The sequence below is a fragment of the Acaryochloris sp. IP29b_bin.137 genome, assembly GCF_028285745.1.
In the GTDB taxonomy this organism is placed as follows: domain Bacteria; phylum Cyanobacteriota; class Cyanobacteriia; order Thermosynechococcales; family Thermosynechococcaceae; genus Acaryochloris.
In genome coordinates, this window is the sequence record NZ_JANQOP010000233.1 from 1 (window position 1) to 20,208 (window position 20,208).

Sequence of the window (20,208 nt, forward strand, 5' to 3'; positions counted from 1 at the left end):
AGGTCACAAAATCTTAGTGATTGACGACAGTAAAGTCATTCGTATGCGCGTCCGGGATATGCTGCCGGAAGGTGACTTTCAGGTGTTAGAAGCTAAGGATGGGGCAGAAGGCTTAAACTTGATTCGGCAAGAGCGCCCCAATCTAATTATGTTGGACTTTTTATTGCCCCGCGTGAGTGGCTGGGAAGTCTATCAAGAACTACAAAATGAGCACGACCTGCAGTCTATTCCATTAGTCATCATGTCAGGTCGGAAGGAAGAAGTCACAGACAAACTGACGGAACCCTTCGAGTTTTTTGAATTTATTGAAAAGCCTTTTGAGAAGCATCAGCTCCAAGAAGCGATCAAAGGTGCCATTACCAAATCACGATTGCCGCGTCTACGGGCGGAGACAAGCAAGCCTGCTGCGGCTGCGCCTGCCGTTGATAATACTGAGGTGATTGAGCTGCGTCAGCGAGTCGAAGCGATGGAAACCGAGATCGCCAACTTAAAGCGGGCGTTGACTCAACTAGTGAACTTCGTCAAGCAAAAGCTCTAGCGCTGCTGCAACCTTTAATCCAAATCACGTCGCCCTTCTAGCGCTCTAGCAAGGGTGACTTCGTCTGCATATTCTAAGTCACCGCCCATGGGCAGACCAAAAGCAATGCGCGTCACACGTGTAAACGGCTTCAGTAATTGGCCGACATACAGCGTCGTGGTTTCGCCTTCGACACTCGGGTTGATTGCTAGGATAACCTCCTGCGTCTGGGCTTTGTGAACTCGTGTAATCAGAGGCTGAATATTGAGCTGATCGGGACCAATACCATCCATAGGCGAAATCAGGCCGCCGAGCACATGATATTGGCCCTTAAACTCTCGCGTTTTTTCGAGGGCAATCACATCTCTAGAATCAGCAACGACGCAAATAGTGGTTTTATCCCGGCTCGGGGCACGACAAATATCGCAGACAGGTTCTGCAGATAAGTGAAAGCAGACGGAGCAAAAACCCACCTGTTGTTTGGCTTCAATTAAGGCATTGGCTAAGGCTTCGACTTCGGCAGTCGGTCGTTTCAGCAAATGCAGGGCTAGCCGCTGAGCACTTTTAGGGCCAATGCCAGGAAGTCGCTGCAGTTGCTCAACCAGTCGGGCTAAGGGCCGGGTATAAACCGTACTCACAGTCGGATGCCTCTCGGTAGGGATAGAGCTGAGGTCATTATTCTAGCCCGGCTTCTTTGAAGCTCGTAAGGCGGCAATGATTTCTTGATTGGCTTTGGGAAAGGGATACTCATCTAGCTCTGCTAAGGTCACCCAACGAATTTCATCACATTCAATGGCCTGGGGTTCCCCTTGGATATGGTGGCAGTGATGAACCATGAGGGTAACTTTGAAGTGGGTGTAGGCGTGATTGACTGTTATCAGATGATCGTCAACGCCAATCTCAATCCCCAGTTCTTCTTTAATCTCGCGGCGAATGCAGTCTTCAACCGATTCTTGGGGTTCTACTTTTCCCCCTGGAAATTCCCATAGGCCTCCCAGTAGACCTTTTTGGGGCCGTTTATCAATCAGAATCTGGTCTTGGTCGTTCCAGATCACGGCAACACCAATTTGCTTATGGGGCACTGGGGCTTTCTGTTCGGTCATGGGTAAGGTGGCTTGCAGTTGGTGACGATAGGCTTGGCAGTCGGACCTCCAGGGACAGCGATCGCACTGAGGTTGCTTGGGGGTACAGAGGGTTGCCCCCAGGTCCATAAACGCCTGGTTGAATTCCCTAGGATACTCTGGATCGAGGAGCGCTGTGGAGGCTTCCCACAGATCTGCCAACACTTTTTTAGGTGGCACTTGGATGGCGAGTAGCCGGACTAAGATGCGCTTGACGTTGCCATCCAAAATGGGGGTGGGCTGGTTAAAGGCGGCGCTGAGAATGCCCCCAGCAGTGGTTCGACCGATGCCGGGTAATCCCATCACTTGGTCAAATTGCTCTGGAAATGTCCCGTCCCAGTCGGCTACGACTTGTTGGGCAGCTCGATGCAGGTTCCGTGCCCGAGCGTAGTATCCCAGTCCTTGCCAGACTTTCAAAACGTCTTGTTGGGGAGCAGCTGCTAGGCTGGCAATAGTCGGGAATTGGGCTAGCCAGCGTTGGTAATAAGGGATGACGGTTTTAACCTGGGTTTGCTGGAGCATAATCTCCGATACCCAGATGGCATAAGGGTCTTGTGTTTGTCTCCAGGGGAGATCTCGCCCTGACTCTTGATACCAAGTTCGCAAAGCAGTTCTCAATTTTGTGACTGGCAATTGCTGCAGTTTAGTTTCTGCCATCAACCCCGACTGACTCTATATTCCCTTGATCAGGATAAATGAATCATGAAGAGGATGCTAAGCAAGGTATCACAATAGATTGAAAAGATTTAAGCAGAGAGTTTTTTTCTACTTCTTAATTTCCCAAACAATGGAGAACTTGTGAATACTATCTCTAAAGCTAGAACTTGCTGAGGCTAATTCAGAACGGTTGACCTGTAAAAAACATTATTTTGTGCATAAATAATAGCCTTTCTGACTAAAAAATGGACTGAAAACTCATTTTTTTTAGTTATGCTGTATATCTTTATTGATTTTGTAGCTATATAACTGTATCTATATTTTAAAATTCTGGCATGGTTGGTCTTATCATGTTTGAGATTTAGTTATGATGCGAGTTACTTTCTTTGTGAAATTCGGAGCAATCTTAACTGTCTTGCTAGCTTTGTTTAGTTGTTCAAATTCGAATAGTAATAATTCAAATCAACCAAGATCTGATACAAGCTCTCCCAGTTCTGAGGTTCCAACCAAAAAGGTGGCCCCATTCACCGCTGGAGTAAGTAAAGCTACCAGTGCAGCTAAGCTTGCTCAAGCAGCCACGTCTTTAGCTGAGTGGCGTCAAGTAAACAAAGAATGGCAATCTGCTATTGATTTCATGCAGGCCGTCCCTACCTCAAGCCCAAACTACAAAATTGCAAAGCAAAATGTTGAGGAATATCAGAAAAGTCTGGCCGATGCAAGACAGACAGTTAATCGCTTGAAAAAAGATCAGGAAGCTCAAGTTGTTCGTGGAGAAGAAGTTTTTACCAGCCTTAAAGGAATTTATCAAACGGCTGGAGAAGCTACTGCAACACCTGTTGTGAGGATTGTTATTCCTCAGGCCGGGTGGGAAAAACTATCTAAATCAGATCAAATCAGCTTGACGATGTATGCGGAAAGCCTAGTTTCAGTCGTTAAGTCTAATCCTTCGGAATATGTCTCAATTCCTCCGTCTGCCCCTATTTATAAGACTTTCGTGAGGAAAGTTGCAAATCTATGCCAAGATTGTTGGTCAATTATCATAAGTTATAAAGATAGCCAACCCTACGGTATTGATAAAACTGTTGTTCAAGGAAACACACCGGGGAAGAGTGCTGAGCCGTGCTGTAGGGGAATTAAATCATCTGAGTTTCGCAACTGATACACACTGCTCATAGCCATGTAAAACTTTCGACGTATCAGGATAATTGGATCTTGAGGAGAATAGAGATGACGAGGATGCTAGCTCAATTTTGTGGAACATCCGCTGAAGGAGATGGGCACAGCAACTAATGTCTCTTTGGAGAAACGGCTAGCAGCGGTAGAAACTTTGCATTCTTCCTAACGGAGACTATGAGTTATGACTCACTTAGACCTAACTTCTCTAGATAAGCGGCAGCTTATTTCACGGTTATGGGAGCTTAAGGGCACTCCTGCCGTTCATGCAGTCTATCAGGAACTTAGAACCCGATCACCCAAAATGACTATTAAAATCTCGGATCCAGATTGGGAAAATAAGACTGATGAGGCGCTGAGGCGAGCACTAGGTATCACCCAACGCTCAGGGCAGGAAGCGTAGTACCAACTAACTAAGGCATGTAATAGGACACTCGACCTACGGCCAGACAATGTTGAAGTGGCTCTTTACGCTCCTGATGGTCGTATTGTTAGCTAGCTTAGTTGATTGATTCCAGATTCACCAGAGAGTATGTACCCCCGAACTTAGAAGTATTTATGGGCGAATACGCGAACGAAGATTGGTATCACAATCATGTGATCGAAATGATTGAGAAACACGGCGACTTTCCACCGCCTTGGATATTCATGAAGAACTCCCATCCCTACAGCATCGGATGGCGTATGGGTGCTGGTGAAACACATGTCATGGTGTTCGGAGAATGGTGGGAACAACAAAATAAGACTGTTGAAGAGCGGATTGAGTACTTTCGAAAATGGCCTGCTCCTCCACGCTGGTGTGCTTGGATGGCTGACACTATCTGGGATCTTGAGCCATGGGAATGCGAGGACGAGTTTGACTACTCACCCTACTTTGCAAAACTGAAGGCGCTTGGCTTCCACGGTACTGATGACTACGAATCTGATCTCGACAATGACACATACATCTAGTGCGGTCGCTAGCTAATAAGCGCATAACACACACCTAATTTGCTTTTAAGGGCATAAAGAGAAAAAATACGTAGCAAGGTGTTGCGAACATTTTATGGAAACTGACTATGCAGGGCACGATCGCGCTTACCAACGTAAACGAGTAGATCCTGATTATGCAGGTTGGACCAGACACGATGAAGTGGTAGGAGACTGGCACAACACTTGGCAACCTCTCTCGCAAAAACAAGCCTTCCCAGACCAGGGAAATTTGCTAGAACTAGGCTGCGGTGCAGGAAATTTGGGGATTGCTTTTGCCCAAGTAGGCTACACAGTGACTGGGGTTGATATTGCTCTCACTGCGATCGCCTGGGCAGTTGAAAATGCTGCCAAAGCCAATGTCAAAGTGAATTTCCTTCAGGGTGACGTTCTGACATTAACCGAGATTGAGGATGATTCGTTTGATATTGCCCTTGATGGCCGTTGTTTTCACTGCATCATTGGTTGCGATCGCACTCAATTTCTACACACGGCCCATCGAATTCTCAAACCGAACGGCGTCCTCACCATCACCACGATGTGTAATCAAGTGCCCGTCAGCTTACAGCCCAACTTTGATCCTCAAACACGCTGCATTGTTCACAAAGATGTGGCAACTCGGTACATCGGAGACTCAAACGATATCCTGCAAGAGATTATCCAGGCTGACTTTCAAATTTTGGATGTGGAGGTCGTACCGCCCAGCAGTGAAGATGATGCAGCGGATCTGCAAGTGATCGCCACAAAGCGTTAAGACGAAGCCGATATCCGGTGTGAGTGAAGCACCCTAAAGACCAAACTCCTCTTCTACCCGATCACCCAAAGAAGAGGGCATCAACTAAAGGCACCTAAAAATAAACATAATTTTAGGTATGAACAGTTAGCTAGCCAGATACTCAGAAATATCGGCTTTACGCTTCCGTAACTTGCCCAACGCTTCCCGCTCGATCTGCCGAACCCGCTCCCGACTAATACTTAAGCGATCTCCAATCTTCGCTAAAGTCAGGGGTTGACCATCATCTAAGCCAAAGCGAAGATGCAAGACTTGCTGCTGCTGTTCCGTTAAATCCGCCATCAGCCGCTCTAAGTCCCGCCGTAAAGACGCTTGCAGAGTAAAGTTTTCCGGAGATTCAGACGGGTCTTCGATTAGCTCCCCTAATTCAGTATCTTGGTTGTCCCCAACCCGCACATCGAGGGATAAAGGCTGACGGGAGCGTTCCAGATATTCGCGGACTTGCCGGGTAGTCAAGTCTAATTCGATGGCTAATTCGTTGATCGTTGCCGCTCGACCCAACTTCTGCGAAAGCTGCCGCTGAGTCTTCTTAATTTTGTTCAGCTTTTCCGTGATATGGATGGGGAGACGAATAGTGCGTCCCTTTTCTGCGATCGCTCGAGTGATCGCCTGTCGAATCCACCAATAGGCATAGGTGGAAAATCGATAGCCTTTGGTCGGATCAAACTTTTCTACCCCGCGCTGCATTCCAATCGTGCCCTCTTGGATCAGATCCAGCAAATCCACATTCCGCTTGATATATTTTTTGGCGACAGAAACCACCAAACGTAAATTGGCTTCCACCATTTTTCGCTTCGCTGCTTCCCCTTGATCTAGGGCTTGCTGCAGATCTGCCTCTGAGAGGTTAGCTGCTACTGACCATTCTGTTTGACTGGGTGGTCGGTTAAGCTGAGCTGTCAGTTCTTCAGAAATCTGATTGAGTTTGATGAGACTCTGAACCTGCTTTCCGAAAGTGACCTCTTGTTCGTGGGTCAACAGCGGAACACGCCCAATCTCTCTTAAGTAAGAGCGCACGGAATCTTTGGCAATTTCTTTAGTTCTCATGGGGCGTCTCTCAAGATTAGACAAGGGCGTCCAGAATAGAAGTGTCAGTGCGAACAATAAAGGTAAACCTGCTCAACAACGCAATTGGCCCTGTTCAGCAAGTCATAGGCAGAATACCGTATTCAAACACTTACAACAGTCAAGAAAGTTACGATCTGTAAACCTTAATGTTTGTACTGGGGCTTAGTAGACTCAGATTCTACCTTCCTATATTAAAAATCGTAACATATCTTTAATTTATCTTTATCATTACTTGCCAGGACTTCAAACTAATGTTCTGAGACACCCTTCAGGCTTGCTCTGGATGATGCCAGTCCCACGTATGGAGCTGTTGAAAAGGCTGAGTGGTTGCAACGGCCCCGGCATAGTCATTGCCTAAGGATAGATTATAGAGAAATAGCTGGCGATGCGATCGCTCCGTCACCTCAATGACCCTCGTGGACTGGTGCAAATCTACCGCCACATTGATATGCTCCAGCCCATGGGCAATACTGCCACCCATCGCTTTGATACACGCTTCTTTTCGAGTCCACAGTTGGAAAAAGGTTTGACGTTGCTGATGGGGTGGTTGCTGCAATAAGACTTGATGCTCAGCTGTCGTAAAGAAGCGTTGGCTGATTTTTAAAAACTCTGACCGCTGATTGACTTGCTCAATATCTACCCCCACCTCAGTCGTCATTGCTATCGCCATCAGGGCGAATTCATGGGAATGAGAAACATTAAACTGCACCTCTAACGGATTGCAAGACGATACCAACTGAGGTTTACCGTACTCACCATAGTCAAACTCCAGAGATACACCTGGTACGTTTAAGTATTGTCCCAATAGGAGTCGTAAGGTTCCTCGCACCTGCACAAACTGGGTCTGATCTTGCGACCTCACAAACCGTAGGGCTCTTTGCTGCTCGTCCTTAGATAACAGCTGCCACAAACGGTGATCTATGTCAGCCTGGGGGTGAAGCGAGAGTCGCCAAATATGCAGTGCATATGGGGTAAGGGGGATGACCTCACGGGAAGGTTGCCAATGTAAAGTTGGCATGTTGTTGGGTTCATTCATCTCAGGACCGTCAACTGACTTAACCTTTGCCAAGGGAGTCGACATCCCTTGCTAAAGTGAGAAACATAGTTTGGAAGATGTATAAGGATATCGCAACCTTGCTAGACGAAAAAGCTAAGCGCACCTTGCTCCGCAATATTCCCCACCCCTTGAATATTTGTGGTGTCAAAGATGGAGAAGAGGTCAATGGCTTCACCCTTAGTTGGATGACACAAGCCTCTTTTAAGCCCCCCCTGATTGTGATCGGGGTTCGACAAGATTCGCGTTCCCACGCCATGATCAAGGCCAGTCAGGTTTTTGCTGTTAGCTTTCTAGAAGTGACACAACAAGATTTGGCGGAAACGTTCTTTAAACCTCAGAAAAGAACAGGTGATAAGTTTGGCGACGTGGCATTCTACCTTGGAAAAGCCACAGGATGCCCGATCATTGCTAGTGCCTTGGGATTTGTGGAATGCCAAGTCAAAGGCAGCCTAGAAGAAGGGGATCATTCTATCTTTATGGGAGAAGTCATTGCGGCAGATCAACATCGTCAAGGGCAGCCCCTGTGGCTAAAAGACACACCCTGGCAGTATGGCGGTTGACCCCCTTGTCTACTTCTGGCCCTGAGTGGGGCATACTAACCCCAGACAGATTCTCGAACATGCCTCAGAGTAGAATCTGGATTGAGCATTAACGAAGTATTTCTAGATGTTGGTTGAGAGAGTGAAATAATGTTGACATCTTCGCGGCGCTGGTTGACCCGCCTTCTGGTTGGTTCTGTGGTAACGTCTACAGCATTGGTAGCAACCTTCCCTGGGCATACACAATCAGCAGGAGACGTGATTCAGATTGGTGGCAGTGCATCCGAGCAAGTTCGTTTCCGCAACTACTGGCAGGAATTAATGAACCTCAATGGTCCGGCGGAAAGCGATACTGATGCGACTGCTGAATCTTCCGGTTCTTCTTTTGAAGAGAGTGATGTTGATCCTCAAGCCCTGGCACAAAAGCTAAGCAAAAACCTTAAAGTCTCTAATCTCCGTCTCGTTCCTATTATTCGGCTGAATGGCTCATCCGAAGTCCAAGGAACCCTCAAAAACGGGAATAAGGAATCCGTCACCGTTACGGGTGTAAATTTTGAAGTCCTTGATGGCAGCGGTGACTTAGTACAAACTGGAAGTGCTGTGCCCAGTCCCTCTACCCTTTCTCCTGGGCAGTCCGTAACCTTTAAGGCCGAACTGTTGACGGTACCTGCTGGAGGTAACTACAAAGTACGCCTGACCAAACCCGCTTTTAATATTCAGGGTGGTGTCTAAGGGCGAACTTGCGACTGGTTTGATTCTTTCTAGTCAATGCGAGCAAAAGGCATAGATCCAGATTAGAGCCTGAATGCCCATATCCTTGCGGATCTTTGGTGGAAGAGTCGTTGCCGTTGTAGGAGTTGAAATCAGGCTTGAGAATCGATTCATGGGAGTGACTGCAAGCATTCGCATTATCTTGATCGCTCCTGACACTATTACTAAATGCCTCAACTGCTTCAAGGATGAGTCAATTGCTCGTAGAGCCTATTGGCCTTACTTCGCAAGCGCTCATATTTGGGCTGATAGAACTGCTCTTTAATGTCTTGCTTAAGAGATTCCCTTGACTCTGAGGGGCGACAGACTACCTTTTCAGATAGTTGGCCAAAAGTATTTTGAAACCCTTCCTCGATCCATCGAAAGCATTCTTGAACATTTTCATTAGTATGTTCAAAAGGAATAAACGAAGTTCCATACTTTTGATTTACCTTTTCGATAATTCTGTCATAGTGATTAGTTACCTCATCAAACTCAGCGATCACACACTGATCGCGATAGGGGGAGACAGTTTTGTAGAAGCTAATATACTCACTTAAAGATTGTTCAATGGACAGAGAGGGATCAAAATCGCCAATTAGGTAAGAAGTAATAGCGGACTCAGGTTGGCGAATCAACACAATAGTGGGAATGTTCATGCGAACGGCTGCCACTACCTGGGCTGCTGCGTGCGTATGATGACCAATCTCAATGGCTCGGTTTTGAGCCATCTTGAAGGCAATATGGGCAAAAGTATTGCCCATTCTAGGAAATCCTTCAATCACAATTTCAGCTGAACGCGTAACTGGATTGGGAGCCGCCGGCTCAGGACCAATCTCGTTGATGTTATGCTTCCTGCGCCAGCGCGACCAGCGCCAACGGGCAAAAGGCAGAAATAGAACTGGATACTGTCTGCTAAAGTTTCGTAACTGGTAATAGAGTGAGGGCGGTATTGTCCGCCTTAGCAGATATTGTGTATCTGTATAGGCACTGGGTTGGTTACCCTGATTAGCTTCAGTCACAGCACTCCTTTCCCTCTTTCATATCAGAAAACATTTAAAGTAAAGATTCACAAATCTCTAATATCAACTCAAGTCAAGAGTCATTTAGGTAGTTTAGCCCTCTTTTATCACTTCAAGTAGGGGAAAAGTCAGGATGCCTGAGCAACTTCCGCACCAAGGAATAGCAAAATTGCTCCGCCCTAGATATAAGGTGCTCCAATCTTTTCCTCAAAGCATGGATGGGAAAGACCTCTAGCCAATGCTTCAGAGAATTTCAGCGAATTTACGGTTCAATGGCACCGACTTAAGCTTGTTATGAGGATTGCGCTTTAATTCTGCTTCAATCTAGTGGGGGTAGATTCCCCGCTGCTTGCAGCGAAGAAATGGGATTGCAATCCAAATTTACGGTTTGGGAGCAAATCGTATTCTATACCCCGTCTGCTTGCAGCGGGGTAGTTGATTTGCAGGGCGACCGTCATCTGATCGAGTCAAAACCCAAACTCCTTAGCCTGATCTGAGCGATGGTAACTACTTTTCATATATCTTCCTAAGCCTGCACTTACTGATCAACCATCATGAGTGGTCAGCCGTGGCTCTGACCCCTGGTACGACCGATGACCGCAAACCTGTTCTTGCAAATGAGTAAAGACTTATTTAGAAAGCTTTTTGGCGACTGGGGCTATGTTTCTCAGGCGTTATTTGAACAACTGTTTACCCAAGGGCTCCAACTGATCGCCAGACGGCGAAAAAACATGAAGAATACCTTGATGACGTTGCTTGACAAGGTATTGCTGCGCAAACGTTCGCTCATTGAGACGGTCAACGACCAGCTCAAAAACATCTGTCAGATTGAGCATTCTCGCAACCGTAGCCAGTTCAATTTTTTGGTCAATCTGGTTTTAGGGTTGATTGCTTACTCTTACCATCCCCATAAGCCATTGATAGATATCCCAAACTTTGACCCTAAAGCTTTACCTCAAGCTATTTTCTAGCTGTCGAACTCAGGTTCCGCCTAGTTCAACGGTGTACGCCTACTTCAGCAAATGGTGACGTCAAGGTCATTGGCAGCGCATGAACCACATTTTGCGTGAGGGTCTACGTCAGAAGATGGACCAATCTCCCTACCCCAGTGCCTTAGCGACCGATAGTCAATCCGTCAAAACGACGGAAAATATGGCTTTGATGGCAGTGAACGAGTCAAAGGGTGCAGACGTCATGTGTTAGTCGATAGCTTGGGTTTGCTGTTGAAGGTCGTGGTTACCGCTGCCAACACGAGTGAGCTATTAGCCAGTGCTTATGCCCTCATGGAACCCTGGGATAAGTATCGACAGTGTCTTCAGCGAACCCAAGCGTTATGGGTGGATGGGGGCTATAGCGGGGATAAGTTTGCTTTAGCTGTTTGGTTAATGATTCAATCTCGCGTTGAGGTTATTCAACGGGATGGACCAGGGTTTGAGATTTTACCCAAACGGAGGGTTGTAGAGCGTACCTTTGGGTGGTTCAATTGGTACCGTCGTTTGAGCAAAGATTATGGGCGACTACCGGACATCAGTGAGGCCGCCATCTATGCTGTGATGACTCGTGTGATGCTACGACGATTGACTGCCTAAAGATTCACTTTATAAATGGCCTCTTAGACCATTGCAAAGTCTAAAACTTGGCTCAAAAACTTAGCAGCAATTTCTGGTGTGTATGCCTGCATTGTGCGCTGAGAGTTTGAACCTATTGCACTAATCAGATCATGATTGTTTATGAACCGAAGCATTAATTCTGCTAACTGTTGAGGCTGATCAGGATGGAAAATGTATCCATTCTCACCATTGACAATTAGTTCAGCTGACCCTGCTCTTATAGAACAAAGGACTGGCTTACCGAGTAGCATTGCTTCTAACACGACAACTCCCCAAGTGTCCTCTAGGGTAGGTAGTATAAAAATATCGGCTTCATTGTAGTAATAGCTGACATTTTTATACTCAACTTTTCCCATCCACTGTACGCAATTTAAGCACTTTTCTTGGCATAAAGACTCTAATTCTTTTTGCTGGCTACCACCCCCCACAATGAGCAGGGTAAAGTCCTGATAGCCTTGCTCTTGTAGTATGGAACAAGCTTCTATGAGAAAGTTTAAACCCTTACGTGGGATAATTCGCCCTACAAACAAGAAAACTGGATGCTGAAGCTGCTTCATTCCTAGTAGAGGCCTAGGGCCTTGCGTAAGTGATTGAGCAGCAGGAACCTCATATGGATGGACAAATACTTGCTCTTTGTTAGCATTTAGTACTTCTACTAGATAGGTTTTACCAGCTTGGCTGTTGGTGATGCATGCATTTGCGGCTTTAACCATAGAGCGCCGGACTGAGAGACGTATGGGTGAATTAAGGAAATCCACACCCGGTGAGCTACCTTCATAAGCAAGAATAACTCGCCACTTCATCCATGATTTTAGCAGTAGTGCTATGAGTGTCCAGATGCCAAAGGAAGTAGAAATAATGACATCAGGTTTGAAACGAAGCAATGGTTGAATGACTTTAAGAGAAAGCGCAGTAAAACTATAGCTATAACCGGGCGCCGTATCTTTTGCTCTAATTCCTACACGTTTAAACTGGCCAACAACTTCGACATCAACACCACCTTCAAATCCCTTAGCAAAACCAGGGAAGGCACCAGCCAGTACTTTAGTTCGCGGAAATATTTTTGTGAACTCACTAATAGTAGGCTGCCAGTAGAAATTCGCAACAGGCAAAAGCCACACAACACGACATTCATGGTTTTTTCTACTTTTTTCTGGTGATGTAGACATTTTAATTTTTCACTGATGTAAATTCACTTGGGCTTTAAAGTACATTTAGAAGATGAACAGACTCTTTGAGACAGAAAAACTTATTTGCTTTCTATAAATTGCTGGGTAGGTGTTGGGGTAGTCGCAAGAAAAACTCACAAGAATATGCAATTTTTTGTCAATTTTTCCTCGTACATTACAGGAGGTTACTTAGTAGCTAGTTCTTACTCAAATCTTTGTTTTTTAACCTTTCATTACATAGTGAAATATCGCTTGTGTTTATTTAGATCTGGAGCTTAATCAAATACAGTTTGGACCTTTAGGTTGGATGAGATAAAGTGTTCTAGAATACTAAAGAGAGATTGGGACAGTGTTTATTGAGATAAACTAACTCAGCATCTAGGTAATTAGTTTATCAAGTTTGTGTTGAAAAAAAATTACTTTCTAATAGTACTATTATATATTCTGGCGGCTTCTTCACGAATGCTGGAAAGTAATTTGTAATTCACTCTTTAAATAACTTTATATATGAGATCGAGATTTTGAGCGTCTACGGTTGTGAGTCAAAGAAGTGTGGGTTTGCTAAACTGATAGGGAGTTGTCCTATGTGTTGATGCAATGTCCTCTATGTGGTCATCCTCCAACCTACAAACACTGTCAAACCAGTAAAGGCAGTCAACGCTATCGTTGCTCACACTGTCATCAAATGGTTGTGCCTCAAAAAAGTGTGGGATAGGCAGCTATGTTGTGCCATTCCCAGGGATGCTCCGTTAGTCCTGCTCGTTGTGTAGCCGTGATCTTCAATCGTGAGTGGCACCAATTCCAGTTGAAATAAGTCGGCACTAGTCTTAAGGTCACTGCACTCTGTGGCCAGGCTATCTTATGATCATGTCTCATGCATCTATCAGTCCTTAAATCCAGAAAATAGCGGCATTGCGCGGCTAGTCATCTCTGTTGATGGAAGAATCCTAGTAATACCATTGCGAACTTCTTTAATTTGGATAGGATAATTCCGCAGGGGACCATAGGCACTAACTGAGTAGATCAAGGTATGGCTAGATTCATTGTTAATAAACGCAGCCTGATTTTTTTCAGCTGCTGAAAACTTCCGTACAGGATAGATTAGGGTGCCGAGCAGCTCTGTTTTGCCCCCGTTAGTCGTTTCGATTACAGATCCTTTTCCTTCTGTTTTTATACCTAGAATCCATAAATTCCCCCCATTGTTAAGAACTTTTGTCCGTGGCTGGTGCAAACTTTCAGCATTTAATTGTCGTGCCCAAATATTTTGGGGGTAGTCAAGGTTTAAAGTAAGTTGTACATCTTCCAGAAACAACTTTCCAGATTTCGGCGAATTGCTGATCCTTGGACCTTTACTGTGTTTAATGACAACTGTGCGAGAGGAATGATGCTTCAAAAGTGCATTTGGAAAAAGTAGCCCCTCAAAAATGAGCGGTTGGTTACTATCTTCATTAACTTGGAAAATAGTGTTTGAATGTTTAATGTTTAAGTTGATAAAGGATTCATATCCAATAACCTTTCTGACCGTTGCCGGTATATTGATAGTAGAACCAATTTTATAGTTTCCTCTAGGAAAATAAATAGTTGATTTCCCTGAATTCATAGCAGCTTGTATTGAGGGATAACGCTTAACGTTAGCCCAGTTGTTTAAATTCTGATCATGAAATGTGGGAGTTGGCTCTATCGGGAGATGTAATGATTTTTTAGGACTATCGAATAGACTATATACTTTGCCCGCGATAAATTCGGTATGAGAGGGACTCGGAATTACTTTTCCTTTAGATTGAATTGCAGTTTGATACCCTTGAGTTTGAATATTTCTAGCATATAGTGAAGCATTATTGATAATCGCACTGTGTTTTGATGAGCCACCTTGTAAATTACCATTGACAAGGATAACTAAGCCTCGACCTCTATTTAAGATCGCGGGTACTGAATTAATACTTTTTAGGTCCAGAATAGCTAAGGTATTTCCATGGTTTAGAATGCCAGAATGCTTCTGATTCTTAAGGGTAATATGTTCGAAGGTGAGGCCATATTCAGGGTGCTTTACATGAATTCCGTGGTCGAATCCTTCTATAAGGACATGCTTAATCAAGCTAGGGCCTGGCCATCTCCTCGTCATTAGCAAACCAGCAATGCCTGATCCATCAGTAGACTTAATTGCTATATTTTTGATGGCCCCCCTATTGCTAGAAATGTAATCAAGGCCAATCGCGCCTGCATTATTCTGGCCAATCTGCAGGGTAAAATCGCGAAAGTAATGCCGAAATGCTACATTTCCTGCCCTAGTTTTGATCACAGGCTTTGGTTTTTGTGGATCTCCAAAACCAGGGGCACTGTCTATTAATTTAATTATTGTTTTCCCCTGACCCTGCCCCTGAAATGTGACACAGCAACTATCACGTTTTCCAGTTAGTAATAGAGTGCTTTTAACAAGATATGTTCCTGTCGGAAAGTATAATACTTTTGGTCGCGTATAGTCTTTGTATGGAGACTGAATCGCTCTCAGAATTGCGTTTGTGTCATCAGTTTTCCCATCTCCGACAGCCCCAAACTCTTCCTTTATATTGATCCAGCCCACATCCTCAGGAAATACTTTTTCATATTCTGGATCTTCCTTTTTCTCAACAGCTTCTTGCTGGGGAGATATTTCCTTGCTAGCAGTTAGTTTTTTAGTTGAAGTAGAGGCCCTGTTAGTGCACCCTAGAGTGAATGCTAGGAGTAAGCTAGCTAAACCACGACTCGTTGAGTTCATAAAATTTGATGAGCCAAAAATTATAAGCATAAGTATTAGATAGATAACAGCTTAGACGTTGAGCTAGCTAATGCTTGATAACCTCTTTTGAGGAAACTCTAGTAAGTTAATAAACAGGATAGAACTACATCTCGGCACGATAAGGACTCGAAATTAGCATTTGCTGTTGCCTGGAAGTTTATTAAAAAGGGGCATATACTGCTTTGCTTGTAGTTCAATATTAAAGCCCTTCTCTACTTGTTTGCGAGCGTTAAAGCACATTGCTTGATAAATATTGTTATTCTCCAAAACCTAAAGAACTACTTGGGCAAAATCACTTTTATCAATAGATTGGACTAGATCTCCACTTCGCTTATGTTCAACTATATCCTCTATGCCTGTTGCATTAAATGCCACCACTGGAATACCACAGACATGGCTGCACAGATGCATGCTCCTCTTGTCCTCGTTTCCTGTAGTTGTGGGTGTGCTTAGCCATAGCTTTGAGACGTTGAGAGTAGGTTCGCAGATGACGGTATGGATACCTTTGATTGGAGTTGACCACCACCTGATGCTTATTGCCTGCCTCAACAATGACTAATATTCAACTTCGCTGAGAAAGGAATGCATTGGACTATGTGCGTGCGGAATAAAATATTAGTGATAGTTATATCCGTTATTCTCTGTTTTATTGTCTGCTCATCCCTGAGGATATTTTCGAAGTGGCTATACTGGATTAAATCTCCATCAACAGGCTTTAGGAATGATTGATCAAAAAAATATTCTGACGACTTTAGGATGTTCAGGATCTCTGTTAGTGGCTCTAGCGATGCCACATCCTGCCTCAGCAACTGCCAATATTGCAGATCAGATCGAGGCTGAACAGGGCTTTCCCACTGTGGAAATGTCTCAAAGCGATCGCATGGAAGATGCCATAGGTTGTGGCTGTGCCATCTGCCAAAGAGCCCCTATCGAAACAGGTCTGTAAATCTAGTCATACTCTAGACTTTAGCTTTCCCACTAGATTGGTGTAGTGCTTCCCTGTAGAAAGGGGAGAATCATAGGTGCGATCACATCACCAAACTCCTCTGCCATGCCCAGGCTGCCAGGTACGTAAGCAGCTTGGATGTTCGGTAATTTAACCATTGCTTCCATTTCAGCTTTGGAGCCCGGTGGGGCTTGTTCCGCCACAATCACCATCACTGGCTCAGTTTGCTGCGCCAAGCTAGCTAAGAATTCTTGTCGTTCATCCACTGGATCTAAGCCCCCTGTAACAAAGGCGGCTGGTGCATACCGGGCACCGAGTTGCTGCGTGTTTTGATATCGCTGAGCCATGAATTCAGGAGCCAGCTGGGTTTCATCGACAAAGACATGGCGACGATACATCCATTTTAAAAACCCAGGGCGAGTATTCAGCCCATACAGTGCTGAACCGATCACAGGGGCGCTCACTAGCTGGCGAATCCCTCGACGCATCGCTACTGGCACACCCATAACCGCCAGAGGACCTCGCCAGGTTGGCGCAATCAATACCATTCGCGACCAGGACTGGAGGGAGAGCGCATACCCAGCAGCATGGCCTGCCGCCACAACCGCCACCTCTTGGGGCAGGGTGTCTTGAACAAATGCCCTCAAAAACTGACGATAGAACTCCGGCTGATATGGCACTGCAGGACGGTCGGAATCGCCAAACCCCGGCCAGTCTAAAAGCGTAACTTGAAAGTGAGAAGCTAAAGCCTGGGCTAAGGTTGTCAGTTCTGCCCGAGTAGAGACCGTACTAAAGGCGGGCAACAGTAACACGGAAGGACCGGAGCCAAGGGTTTCAGTAGCAATGTTGAGGGTATGATTTTGCCATTGCCAGGTGTAGGTGTGCTGTTGAAGATGTGCCGAGACCATCCAATCCTCCATCGCCGATCAAGATGTTATGCGGTGGTCAGTCTTTGAACTCATATTATAAAATGATAATCATTATCACAATGACAAACCTTACCCCTCCCATTATTTGTGAATAATCGGATTGATATTGCCATTATTGGGGCAGGTCCCCAGGCACTCACACTTGTTACCCATTTACTGCAGAAAAAGCCTGCTCTCCGGAACCGCCTCCAGATTTTTGACCCCAGCGGCACCTGGATGGTCCAGTGGCGACAACAATTTGCAGCTCAGGAGATTCCCTATTTACGCTCACCCGGCGTTCATCACCCGGATGTGAAGCAAACCCTGTTTAACTTTGCTGAACATCGCCAGGAGGAATTGTATTACCCTTACAATCGCCCTGGGACCCAATTGTTTCAGGATTTTTGTGAAACAGTCATTGATCGGTGGCAATTACGGGATCAGGTGACTGCCGCTCAGGTGGTTCAACTAACGCCTTTGGCGAAGGGATTTCAGCTGCAGCTGGATACGGGGGAACAGGTTGAGGCCCGACGAGTGGTGTTGGCAACGGGTGGGGGAGCCGCCCAAGTCCCCGGTTGGACCGCCGAGGTGAATCCACATCCACCCGGACGGTTGTGTCATAGCCAGGACATTAATCTGCCCGAGCTACCCGATCTGAGGGGTGAGACGGTTTTGATTATTGGCAGTGGTCAGTCCAGTGCTCATTTGGCCGTGGGGGCAATTAAGCGCGGGGCGAAGGTTTTGATGATGGCTCGACGGACCCTAAACGAAAAAATATTTGATGCAGAACCGGGATGGCTGGGACCGAAGTATCTCAAGGGATTTCAGGCAGAACCCGACTGGCAGGTGCGCTGGCAAATGATCCAAGACGCTCGCAATGGTGGATCTATCGCCCCTGAGTTGCTAACCCAGTTACGGCGGTTGTCCCAGTCCGGTCAAGTCACCTTTTATGAACAATGCCAGGTGTCTCGGGCGCTTTGGCACCATGACGCTTGGCGGGTGCAGTGTAATGTGGTCAGCACTCACGATTGTCTTGCTCATCAGCGGATTAAGCGGATTTGGTTAGCCACAGGCACCGCCACAGATATCACGGCTCATCCTTTGATGGGTGAGGTACTGGTGCGATACCCCAATCGGATTGTCAATGGATTGCCGGTGCTAGATGAACATTTGCGGTGGCCCGGGTGTGACCTGTTTTTGATGGGACCCTGGGCTGCATTGCACGTGGGTCCTGTCGCCCGCAATTTGCACGGTGGACGGATGGCTTGCGATCGCATTGTCCCAGCCCTCACCAAAGCCAGTGTTGCCCGGACTGTGATTCATCCACCCAGGTAAGCATCTTCGCTTATTCTTATGGTTGATATCGCCCTTTCCCGGTCTTCCATTATGTCTGTTGATCCGTCTCTACCCCCTGCCCTTGCCAAAATCGTGAAGCGCTTCCAATCTATTACGGATACCAAGCGTCGGTATGAGTATTTACTGTGGTTTGCTAAGCAACTTCCTCCCTTTCCCGAGGCAGATAAGCAGCCTGACAATAAAGTCGTGGGCTGTGTATCGCAGGTGTATGTCACAGCAACGATAGAGAGTGGCCTAGTTCATTTCCAAGGTGACTCGGACGCCCAAATGACCAAAGGGTTAGTGGGTTTACTGATTAAAGGGTTAGATGGGCTACCCCCAGAACAAATCGCTCGGGTCACGCCTGATTTTATCCAACAAACCGGACTCAATGTGAGCTTAACGCCGTCTCGGGCCAATGGTTTTTACAACATCTTTACCACTCTGCAGCGGCTTGCCCTGACGCTATCAGCTGCATCATCAAATTCTTTCCCCACTCAGCAATTGGAGGATACCGTTGACTAATTCAACTGCAAACGTTCAAACATCCCAATCCCTGGATATCAATCTGCCCAAAAAAGGCATGCCCGTTACGATCATTACGGGTTTTTTGGGGAGTGGCAAAACCACGCTTCTTAACCATATTCTCAATACCAGCCAAGACCTGAAGGTCGCTGTACTGGTTAATGAGTTTGGCGATATTGATATTGACAGTCAGTTACTGACCACCATTGATCAAGATATGGTGCAGCTGACCAATGGCTGCATCTGCTGCACGATCAATGACGACCTGGTGGAGGCGGTCTATTCCGTCCTAGAGCGTGAGGAAAAAATTGATCATGTCGTCATCGAAACCACGGGGGTAGCTGATCCGCTACCGATTATTCTCACCTTTGTCAGCTCCCAACTGAAGGACGTAACGACTTTAGATTCCATTATTACCTTAGTGGATTCAGAAACCTTTACCCCAGAGTGTTTTCAGAGTGAGGCAGCCCTGAATCAAATCACCTTTGGCGATATTGTCGTTCTTAACAAAACCGACCTAACCACCGATCAGAAGGTGGAAGAACTAGAGGAGTGGATTCGTGAACGAAAATGGGGTGCGAGGCTGTTGCGATCGCAACAGGGCCAAGTCCCCCTACCGCTGATTCTAGATACCGCTCTCTTTGATCCAAAGGCTTATGAAGCAGAAGCTAAAGCCTTTGCAGAGCAAGAGGCGCACCACGATCATGACCATCACCATCACGAAGACCATGATCATGACCATCACGATCATGACCACCACCATCACGAAGACCATGATCATCATCACCATGGCGATCACGATCATCACCATGGCGATCACGATCATCACCACCATCATTCGGATCATCTCACCGTCGATGGCTTCTCATCGATGGTCTTTGAAAGCGATCGGCCCTTTATCCTAGAAAAAATGCAGGCTTTTGTTACCGATCAGCTCCCAGAAGAAGTCTTTCGAGCCAAGGGTTTTATGTGGTTTGAAAAAAATACATCCCGCTATATTTTTCAGCTCAGTGGCAAGCGCTATACGATGGACGCTGATCAGTGGCCGGATGCCCCAAAAAATCAGTTGGTCTTTATTGGCCGCAACATTGACAAAGAACAGCTAAAACAACTGCTAACGGATTGTTTGGCCCCCTAGTAAAGATCTTGTTTACGCTAACTTTCACGGTTTTATGCCGTATAGCAATCAAAGATTGGGTTAGGACACTTTTCTGAAGGCATGATCCACCGCATCCCAAAAATTTTCGAACTGATGACCTGTTTTGCGTAAGCAATT

Annotated in this window: 19 protein-coding genes and 5 pseudogenes; 14 read left to right on the plus strand and 10 right to left on the minus strand. The window is 46.0% G+C overall.

The window, feature by feature from the left end; all coding sequences use genetic code 11:
* Positions 1-538 (plus strand): response regulator (locus tag Q0991_RS16510; protein WP_299490269.1); only part of this gene is annotated, 538 nt, incomplete at its 5' end.
* Positions 539-552: 14 nt separating this feature from the next.
* Here Q0991_RS16510 and recR read toward each other — a convergent pair.
* Entirely contained in the window at positions 553-1,155 is a 603-nt protein-coding gene (gene recR / locus Q0991_RS16515) for a recombination mediator RecR (RefSeq protein WP_299490272.1), read from the minus strand.
* 42 nt (positions 1,156-1,197) lie between these two features.
* Positions 1,198-2,295: an A/G-specific adenine glycosylase gene (gene mutY / locus Q0991_RS16520; RefSeq protein WP_299490274.1), complete on the minus strand. Its 1,098-nt coding sequence runs from the start codon at positions 2,293-2,295 to the stop codon at positions 1,198-1,200.
* 367 nt (positions 2,296-2,662) lie between these two features.
* Here mutY and Q0991_RS16525 point away from each other — a divergent pair, with 367 nt between their 5' ends.
* From Q0991_RS16525 to Q0991_RS16540, 4 genes are all read left to right on the plus strand, one after another.
* Positions 2,663-3,454, plus strand: a complete 792-nt coding sequence (locus tag Q0991_RS16525) for a hypothetical protein (protein WP_299490276.1) — start codon at positions 2,663-2,665, stop codon at positions 3,452-3,454.
* 198 nt (positions 3,455-3,652) lie between these two features.
* On the plus strand, positions 3,653-3,871 hold the full coding sequence (locus tag Q0991_RS16530; RefSeq protein WP_299490279.1) for a hypothetical protein: 219 nt from the start codon (positions 3,653-3,655) through the stop codon (positions 3,869-3,871).
* A 155-nt stretch (positions 3,872-4,026) separates the two neighbouring features.
* Complete coding sequence (locus Q0991_RS16535) at positions 4,027-4,419, plus strand: hypothetical protein (protein ID WP_299490282.1); 393 nt, start codon at positions 4,027-4,029, stop codon at positions 4,417-4,419.
* 94 nt (positions 4,420-4,513) lie between these two features.
* Entirely contained in the window at positions 4,514-5,191 is a 678-nt protein-coding gene (locus tag Q0991_RS16540; RefSeq protein ID WP_299490285.1) for a class I SAM-dependent methyltransferase, read from the plus strand.
* Positions 5,192-5,317: 126 nt separating this feature from the next.
* Here Q0991_RS16540 and Q0991_RS16545 read toward each other — a convergent pair whose 3' ends face one another.
* Positions 5,318-6,274 (minus strand): RNA polymerase sigma factor, RpoD/SigA family, encoded by a 957-nt coding sequence (locus Q0991_RS16545; protein ID WP_299490288.1) that lies wholly within the window; start codon positions 6,272-6,274, stop codon positions 5,318-5,320.
* 289 nt (positions 6,275-6,563) lie between these two features.
* A complete protein-coding gene (locus Q0991_RS16550; protein WP_299490291.1) occupies positions 6,564-7,376 on the minus strand; it encodes a 4'-phosphopantetheinyl transferase superfamily protein in 813 nt (270 codons plus the stop codon).
* A gap of 53 nt (positions 7,377-7,429) precedes the next feature.
* Between Q0991_RS16550 and Q0991_RS16555 the strand changes: the two genes are divergently transcribed.
* The gene (locus Q0991_RS16555) at positions 7,430-7,912 is read left to right on the plus strand and encodes a flavin reductase family protein (protein ID WP_299490313.1); all 483 of its coding nucleotides are present in this window, start codon (positions 7,430-7,432) and stop codon (positions 7,910-7,912) included.
* Positions 7,913-8,041: 129 nt separating this feature from the next.
* On the plus strand, positions 8,042-8,623 hold the full coding sequence (locus Q0991_RS16560; RefSeq protein ID WP_299490294.1) for an FxLYD domain-containing protein: 582 nt from the start codon (positions 8,042-8,044) through the stop codon (positions 8,621-8,623).
* Positions 8,624-8,844: 221 nt separating this feature from the next.
* On the opposite strand, the gene Q0991_RS16565 is transcribed toward Q0991_RS16560, so the two are convergent.
* Together Q0991_RS16565 and Q0991_RS16570 are read right to left on the minus strand one after the other, a co-directional pair.
* Positions 8,845-9,663 carry a hypothetical protein gene (locus Q0991_RS16565; RefSeq protein WP_299490297.1) on the minus strand — a complete coding sequence of 273 codons (819 nt, stop codon included), beginning with the start codon at positions 9,661-9,663 and terminating at the stop codon, positions 8,845-8,847.
* A 112-nt stretch (positions 9,664-9,775) separates the two neighbouring features.
* Positions 9,776-9,937, minus strand: a pseudogene (locus tag Q0991_RS16570) (IS701 family transposase); the annotation flags it as partial.
* A 343-nt stretch (positions 9,938-10,280) separates the two neighbouring features.
* Between Q0991_RS16570 and Q0991_RS16575 the strand changes: the two are divergent.
* Both Q0991_RS16575 and Q0991_RS16580 read left to right on the plus strand, forming a co-directional pair.
* Positions 10,281-10,634 (plus strand): annotated as a pseudogene (locus Q0991_RS16575) (transposase); the annotation flags it as partial.
* A 16-nt stretch (positions 10,635-10,650) separates the two neighbouring features.
* A pseudogene (locus tag Q0991_RS16580) lies at positions 10,651-11,252 on the plus strand (IS5 family transposase); the annotation flags it as partial.
* A 23-nt stretch (positions 11,253-11,275) separates the two neighbouring features.
* On the opposite strand, the gene Q0991_RS16585 reads toward Q0991_RS16580, so the two are convergent.
* Positions 11,276-12,442 carry a glycosyltransferase family 4 protein gene (locus tag Q0991_RS16585; protein ID WP_299490301.1) on the minus strand — a complete coding sequence of 389 codons (1,167 nt, stop codon included), beginning with the start codon at positions 12,440-12,442 and terminating at the stop codon, positions 11,276-11,278.
* Positions 12,443-13,019: 577 nt separating this feature from the next.
* Between Q0991_RS16585 and Q0991_RS16590 the strand changes: the two are divergent.
* Positions 13,020-13,127 (plus strand): annotated as a pseudogene (locus Q0991_RS16590) (IS1 family transposase); the annotation flags it as partial.
* Positions 13,128-13,138: 11 nt separating this feature from the next.
* Here Q0991_RS16590 and Q0991_RS16595 read toward each other — a convergent pair.
* Positions 13,139-13,294: pseudogene (locus Q0991_RS16595) on the minus strand (IS1 family transposase); the annotation flags it as partial.
* A 31-nt stretch (positions 13,295-13,325) separates the two neighbouring features.
* Positions 13,326-15,197 (minus strand): glycoside hydrolase family 55 protein, encoded by a 1,872-nt coding sequence (locus Q0991_RS16600; protein WP_299490304.1) that lies wholly within the window; start codon positions 15,195-15,197, stop codon positions 13,326-13,328.
* A 742-nt stretch (positions 15,198-15,939) separates the two neighbouring features.
* Between Q0991_RS16600 and Q0991_RS16605 the strand changes: the two genes are divergently transcribed.
* A complete protein-coding gene (locus tag Q0991_RS16605; protein WP_299490306.1) occupies positions 15,940-16,164 on the plus strand; it encodes a hypothetical protein in 225 nt (74 codons plus the stop codon).
* 32 nt (positions 16,165-16,196) lie between these two features.
* On the opposite strand, the gene Q0991_RS16610 is transcribed toward Q0991_RS16605, so the two are convergent.
* Positions 16,197-17,072: an alpha/beta fold hydrolase gene (locus tag Q0991_RS16610; RefSeq protein WP_299490308.1), complete on the minus strand. Its 876-nt coding sequence runs from the start codon at positions 17,070-17,072 to the stop codon at positions 16,197-16,199.
* Between the two features lie 108 nt (positions 17,073-17,180).
* Here Q0991_RS16610 and Q0991_RS16615 point away from each other — a divergent pair, with 108 nt between their 5' ends.
* The 3 genes from Q0991_RS16615 to Q0991_RS16625 are packed head-to-tail and all read left to right on the plus strand — an operon-like array spanning position 17,181 to position 20,070.
* Positions 17,181-18,407 (plus strand): FAD/NAD(P)-binding protein, encoded by a 1,227-nt coding sequence (locus Q0991_RS16615; protein WP_299490310.1) that lies wholly within the window; start codon positions 17,181-17,183, stop codon positions 18,405-18,407.
* A gap of 51 nt (positions 18,408-18,458) precedes the next feature.
* Positions 18,459-18,932, plus strand: coding sequence for a SufE family protein (locus tag Q0991_RS16620; RefSeq protein WP_366524980.1), 474 nt, complete (start codon positions 18,459-18,461; stop codon positions 18,930-18,932).
* On the plus strand, positions 18,925-20,070 hold the full coding sequence (locus Q0991_RS16625) for a GTP-binding protein (RefSeq protein WP_299490312.1): 1,146 nt from the start codon (positions 18,925-18,927) through the stop codon (positions 20,068-20,070). Before Q0991_RS16620 ends, Q0991_RS16625 begins: the two co-directional genes overlap by 8 nt.
* The last annotated feature ends 138 nt before the right edge of the window (positions 20,071-20,208 follow it).

Coding starts and splice junctions, on each gene's coding strand:
- mutY (WP_299490274.1), bottom strand. CDS start 2,295: ATGGCAGAAACTAAACTGCAGCAATTGCCAGTCACAAAATTGAGAACT.
- Q0991_RS16525 (WP_299490276.1), top strand. CDS start 2,663: ATGATGCGAGTTACTTTCTTTGTGAAATTCGGAGCAATCTTAACTGTC.
- Q0991_RS16530 (WP_299490279.1), top strand. CDS start 3,653: ATGACTCACTTAGACCTAACTTCTCTAGATAAGCGGCAGCTTATTTCA.
- Q0991_RS16535 (WP_299490282.1), top strand. CDS start 4,027: ATGGGCGAATACGCGAACGAAGATTGGTATCACAATCATGTGATCGAA.
- Q0991_RS16540 (WP_299490285.1), top strand. CDS start 4,514: ATGGAAACTGACTATGCAGGGCACGATCGCGCTTACCAACGTAAACGA.
- Q0991_RS16545 (WP_299490288.1), bottom strand. CDS start 6,274: ATGAGAACTAAAGAAATTGCCAAAGATTCCGTGCGCTCTTACTTAAGA.
- Q0991_RS16550 (WP_299490291.1), bottom strand. CDS start 7,376: ATGTCGACTCCCTTGGCAAAGGTTAAGTCAGTTGACGGTCCTGAGATG.
- Q0991_RS16560 (WP_299490294.1), top strand. CDS start 8,042: ATGTTGACATCTTCGCGGCGCTGGTTGACCCGCCTTCTGGTTGGTTCT.
- Q0991_RS16585 (WP_299490301.1), bottom strand. CDS start 12,442: ATGTCTACATCACCAGAAAAAAGTAGAAAAAACCATGAATGTCGTGTT.
- Q0991_RS16600 (WP_299490304.1), bottom strand. CDS start 15,197: ATGAACTCAACGAGTCGTGGTTTAGCTAGCTTACTCCTAGCATTCACT.
- Q0991_RS16605 (WP_299490306.1), top strand. CDS start 15,940: ATGATTGATCAAAAAAATATTCTGACGACTTTAGGATGTTCAGGATCT.
- Q0991_RS16610 (WP_299490308.1), bottom strand. CDS start 17,072: ATGGTCTCGGCACATCTTCAACAGCACACCTACACCTGGCAATGGCAA.
- Q0991_RS16620 (WP_366524980.1), top strand. CDS start 18,459: ATGTCTGTTGATCCGTCTCTACCCCCTGCCCTTGCCAAAATCGTGAAG.